This is a genomic window from Brachybacterium sp. AG952 (assembly GCF_004362645.1).
Taxonomy (GTDB): domain Bacteria; phylum Actinomycetota; class Actinomycetes; order Actinomycetales; family Dermabacteraceae; genus Brachybacterium; species Brachybacterium conglomeratum.
The window spans coordinates 1-4686 of record NZ_SNXV01000011.1 but is presented as its reverse complement, the minus strand read 5'-3'; the positions used below and the strand labels follow the sequence as shown (position 1 = coordinate 4686).

Here is a 4686-nt window from a genome sequence, read left to right as displayed (position 1 = left end):
CCTGGGGATAGGGAGCGGGCATGGTCCACATCCTTCCCTGCAACGCTCCACAGCGCCACAGATCATGTGACACCTACACGTGCATCAGTCCCGCCGGTTCGATTTCTATGGTTGTGTCAGGGATGCAAGCCGATCAGATGTCGATGTCGCCGGGGGCGCGGAAGCCGGAGCCGATGCGATGGGCCCGCAGGTACCGCGGATCTGGATGCTCGTCTGGGTGCGCCGGAACGAAGATTGGCCGCCCGTCCAGGTCCCCGTAGGCCTCGAGGGTGGCGAGTTCGTGGCCCAGGATGACTTCGTAGGTGTCTTCGTGGATCGCCATGAGGCCGCGGTCGAAGAGCGCGTGGATGTCGGCGCGTAGCGCCAGCCCGTTACTTATGTGGTGATGATCCCGGCCGCGGTACGCGATGATGTGGGCGGCCTCGAGTGCTTCGACTATGTTCGTGCCGGTTACGGCGCAGGTCTTGTCGTACGCCTGCATGACCTCCGCTCGGAAGTTGCCCTGCCCCTCGCGGACGTAGACCTCGCGCATCGCACGCTTGCGCGAGTCGATGAGCTCCGAGATGTCGGGCACCTCGCCGCCGAAGTCTTCTTCGGAGCCATCGGCGGGCGCGCCATCGCTCAGGTTGATGCCCGCACGCTCGATCCCCTCAAGGATCCCAGACAGGGCGACGTTGGTGATCGTGCCGCCCCCGGAAAGCGCCTCTCTCGGCATGACGCCGTCGTTGACCTGGCGCCATGCCCATTCTGTGACCGTCTCCTTGGTGGCAGCCACCTCGCCGCGCGGGTCATACGGCATGCGCACGCCGAGTGCCTCGGCCACGGCAACAATGAACTCCTTGCGGACCGTCCCTCCGATGCTGGTGGAGAACTCGCCGATCCCGAGCAGTCCACTGATCTCCGCCATTGCGCCGCGTGGCCTCTCATTGTGGATCCACGCTCTCGTCTGTCCCACCTGAGGCACCCCGACTCCCTTCGCGCTCGCGCATCGCGACGCGCCCGATATGGGGCCAGGCTACGGCCAGGCACGGCGGGATCCCAGCTCGTAGGTGGCACTCCAGCAAGTTGCAGCTGGCGCCCGGAGGCACCCGTTGCGAGGGAGATCAACTGGCGCGCTCGGTACGAAGCTGCAGGTAGCTTCGGTAGTCGGGGTAGTGTAGGATGATGAAAGAGCTCATAGCTAAAAACGCCACTTACGAGAGAGTTTTATGGCCACTGACTTTGCCTCCGATGCACCGCCACGCTCTTTCTCGGCGTCGGCCGTGACCCGCGTCGTGCACGACCTCCAGGCCAACACCAAGAGCGCCTCCCGTGCGAACTGGCTACGCGCCGTTGCCACCGTGACGACGACCAAGCGCTCGGACCTTGCCAACGGTCTCATTGAGATCCTGGGTGCCGAGCCCTTCAGTGACGGCTCGAACCCCCTGGAAGGCTTGACCGTCGGCGAGATCGGTGTTTGCTACGAGGCGCTGCTTGCGCTTATGGACAGTCGCGGGCGTCGTGCTTCCGGGCAGTATTTCACGCCTGATGATGCTGCCCGCTTCATGGCTGAGCGGTCGACCGAGTTCCCCGAGGGCGTTTGGCTGGATCCTTGCTGCGGCGTGGGTAACCTCGCGTGGCACCTCGCCGCCGTCCAGCCCGATAGTGCCACGTTCGTGCGAGACCGCCTTGCCCTCATCGACCTCGACCAGACCGCGCTCGTCACCGCTGTCGCATTGCTTGGTGCAGGCTATCTCGCCCACGGTGACCTTGATGGTCTTGCTGCTCTGCACGAGCGTGCGGAGAAGCGGGACTTTCTAGCCCAGCGTGCGCTTCCCCGCCATGACTTCGTCATCGTGAACCCACCTTACGCCCGCGCACCAGAGAAGCCGGGCATGCGTACCGGGCGCACACGCGAACTGTTCTCCTACTTCCTCGAGCGCATAGCCACCGAGAGTAGTGGCTTCATCGCCGTTACCCCGGCGTCGTACCTCTCCGCCCCGAAGTTCAACCCCCTGCGTGACGTGCTGGACAAGGAAGTCACCGGCGGTGACATCTTCGTCTTCGACAACGTGCCGGACACCCTCTTCCGCGGCTACAAGTTCGGGTCGAGCAACACTTCGAGTACGAACTTCGTCCGCGCGGCCATCACCGTCTGTGCGCCGGAGCGGGATGCCTGGGCGGTCACCCCGATTATCCGGTGGAAGACAGCCAACCGCGCCCGCATGTTCGCAATGGCCCCGGATCTGCTCGCCGCACGCAAGATCGGACCCGCCGATGAGTGGGTCAAGCTGCCGTCAGCACTCGCTGAACTCTGGGATCGCCTGAGTAGCGCTCCGTTGCGGCTCAAGCACCTCGTCGTTCCCGAGATTACCGAGTATTCGCTGACCATTGGCATGACCCCCCGCTACTACATCTCTGCCGCCTACCGGGACCTCGAGCGTGGGTCCAAGGCCGTACTCCACTTCAGGACAGCCGAGGACCGCGACCGTGCTGCACTGGTGCTGAACTCGTCCGTTCCCTACCTCTGGTGGCGTGCGCTCGACGGAGGCGTCACGCTGCCGCGCCGGGTGCTGTTCTCTACTCCTATCCCGGCCTCCTGCCGCATCGACGCGGAACTTGCCGCACTCGTCATGGAACTAAAGGCGACCGAGGGTGCCAGCATCACGACCAAGCTCAACGCTGGCATCATCAACGAGAACGTCAAGCGTCCTATCGCCCTTGTCGAGCGCATCAATCAAGCGCTCCTCGGTGATGTCCCCGACCTCCACATTGTCTACTCCGAAGACATGGCCGCTGACTACTGAGATACTGGCCCTCCACACGACGGAACAGTGACGGAGGATGACATGGCAACCAGCGGCTCACCCGAGTTCGACAAGCTCAAGGCTCACCTTGAGAGCACCCCCTCGGTGCGGCGGGAGGTGGAGTTCGCCTTCTCGGCCCTGCTCACAGCCGCAAACCCATCCGATCGCGGCCTGCGCTTCCTATTCGGTAACGGTGCTGAGTGGATCATTGCCGCTGCATCGTGGTCAGCAGGCGTCCTGGTCGCCCCCGCTGGTCACAACGCCAATGGCTTCGACCTCGGCGACCTCCTTGACAAGGCCCGCTCGTTGTGGAGCGTTAAGGCCAGCGCATCGGCGAGTTCCGGGCAGATACGCCTGATCAACTTTATGGGAGACGGTGCAGCCGCAGAGTGGAACGAGCCTACGCTGTTCGTCGGCCCTTACGTCGATGGCGCGGTGCTGCTGGATCCGGTTGCCGACACCGACCTGGCTGGTAGGGCCCGCAGGAGCTCCGACGCGCTCGTACTGGCCGGGGGCATCGTAAAAAAATACGCGAAGCAGCACCCTGAGAACCACGTGCAGTTCGACGTTCAGGTCAACAGCGGCGCGAGTACCAACGACCCCTACGCGTTTGTGAAATCCATTCTCGAACCTGCGCACTTCCCGGTGTTGTCGAAGCCCTTCGTCGAGTCTGAGCCTCTGCACACCGGCAGCAAGGTCGATGAGATCTCCCGGCTCGCTCAGCTCAAGGCCGACTGGATTCTCTCCGAGGAGCAGTTCCAGAAGGCGCTGGCCGACCTCCTTGGATCCTAACCGGCGTTCAAGCCCCACACCACTGCCGGGAGCACAGGCAACGGGAATGCCGCACGGATGGGCGGCATCTTGACCTGACCTGCGGCATGCTCACGGTGGGGGCTCCCATCGCGATCGCTCGGCTAATCCTTGTGTTCATCATCAGCGCGAATCTGGTCATCCCGCGATCATGGGCGGGCCGGTGAAGGAGGAGCCAGGTGAGGGAGATTGTCGTCGGCCCTTGCTTTAGCCGGTCCCGCGGCTGAAAGAAAAGGGGCTCTTCAGAGTTGAGTGAGGGGAGTCAAACTGCGAGAGCGGCCGTCTCGGGGATTGGGGCAGTGGTCGGTGGCTGGTAGTACGTGCCGTCGCGGAGCATCGCGAAGATGACGTTGCAGCGGCGGCGGGCCAAGCAGATCACGGCGGAGTTGTGGCGCTTGCCCTCGGCGCGTTTGCGATCGTAGTAGGCCTTCGAGATCGGGTCCGAGCGGGAGGCGACCCAGGCCGAGTAGAACAGCGCGTTCTTCAGCCGTTTGTTGCCTGAGCGGGCGGGGAGTTCTACCCGGATCGAGATGCCGGATCTTCGTGTGACCGTTGCGATCCCGGCATAGGCCGCGAGATGGCCCGCGGGCTCGAACGCGGTGCCATCACCGATGTTCAGGAGGATCCGGGCGGCGGTCTTGATGCCGATCCCCGGCATGCTCACCAAGACCGAGGCGAAAGGGAAGCCCTCCAGTATGGCCTCGACTTCCCGCGCCACTGTCGCCCGCTGTTCCTTCAGTTCCTTCACTTGGCCGGCGACTCTGGGGGTCACGAGCTCGACTACCGCGGTCGCCGGAACGGTGACGGTCTGCTCGCCCAGTGCGGTGAAGATCTGGTCGATCAGCGCCTCGGGGTCGCGGCGGGATTGGGAGCGAGCGAAACGCAGGCCCTGCCCCAGCCTGCTGTTTTGAGCCCGGTGGCGCCACCGAACTTCTCCAGCAGGTCCAGCACGAGCCCAGTGGCCAGGCTCCCGCCGACGAAGACGAGCTCGAGCGGGAGGGACTGATACGCGTGTAGGTGTCACATGATCTGTGGCGCTGTGGAGCGTTGCAGGGAAGGATGTGGACCATGCCCGCTCCCTATCCCCAGC

Annotated in this window: 3 protein-coding genes and 1 pseudogene; 2 read left to right on the top strand and 2 right to left on the bottom strand. The window is 64.0% G+C overall.

Annotation, left to right across the window (positions count from 1 at the left end; genetic code table 11):
- Positions 1–133: 133 nt before the first annotated feature.
- A complete protein-coding gene (locus tag DEU31_RS16640; RefSeq protein WP_133677948.1) occupies positions 134–907 on the bottom strand; it encodes an HNH endonuclease in 774 nt (257 codons plus the stop codon).
- A gap of 301 nt (positions 908–1208) precedes the next feature.
- On the opposite strand from DEU31_RS16640, the gene DEU31_RS16635 reads away from it, so the two are divergent.
- Complete coding sequence (locus tag DEU31_RS16635; protein WP_133677947.1) at positions 1209–2786, top strand: N-6 DNA methylase; 1578 nt, start codon at positions 1209–1211, stop codon at positions 2784–2786.
- A 42-nt stretch (positions 2787–2828) separates the two neighbouring features.
- On the top strand, positions 2829–3578 hold the full coding sequence (locus DEU31_RS16630) for an SHOCT domain-containing protein (RefSeq protein WP_133677946.1): 750 nt from the start codon (positions 2829–2831) through the stop codon (positions 3576–3578).
- A gap of 280 nt (positions 3579–3858) precedes the next feature.
- Here the strand turns inward: DEU31_RS16630 and DEU31_RS16625 are convergent.
- A pseudogene (locus tag DEU31_RS16625) lies at positions 3859–4589 on the bottom strand (transposase); the annotation flags it as partial.
- Between the last annotated feature and the right edge of the window lie 97 nt (positions 4590–4686).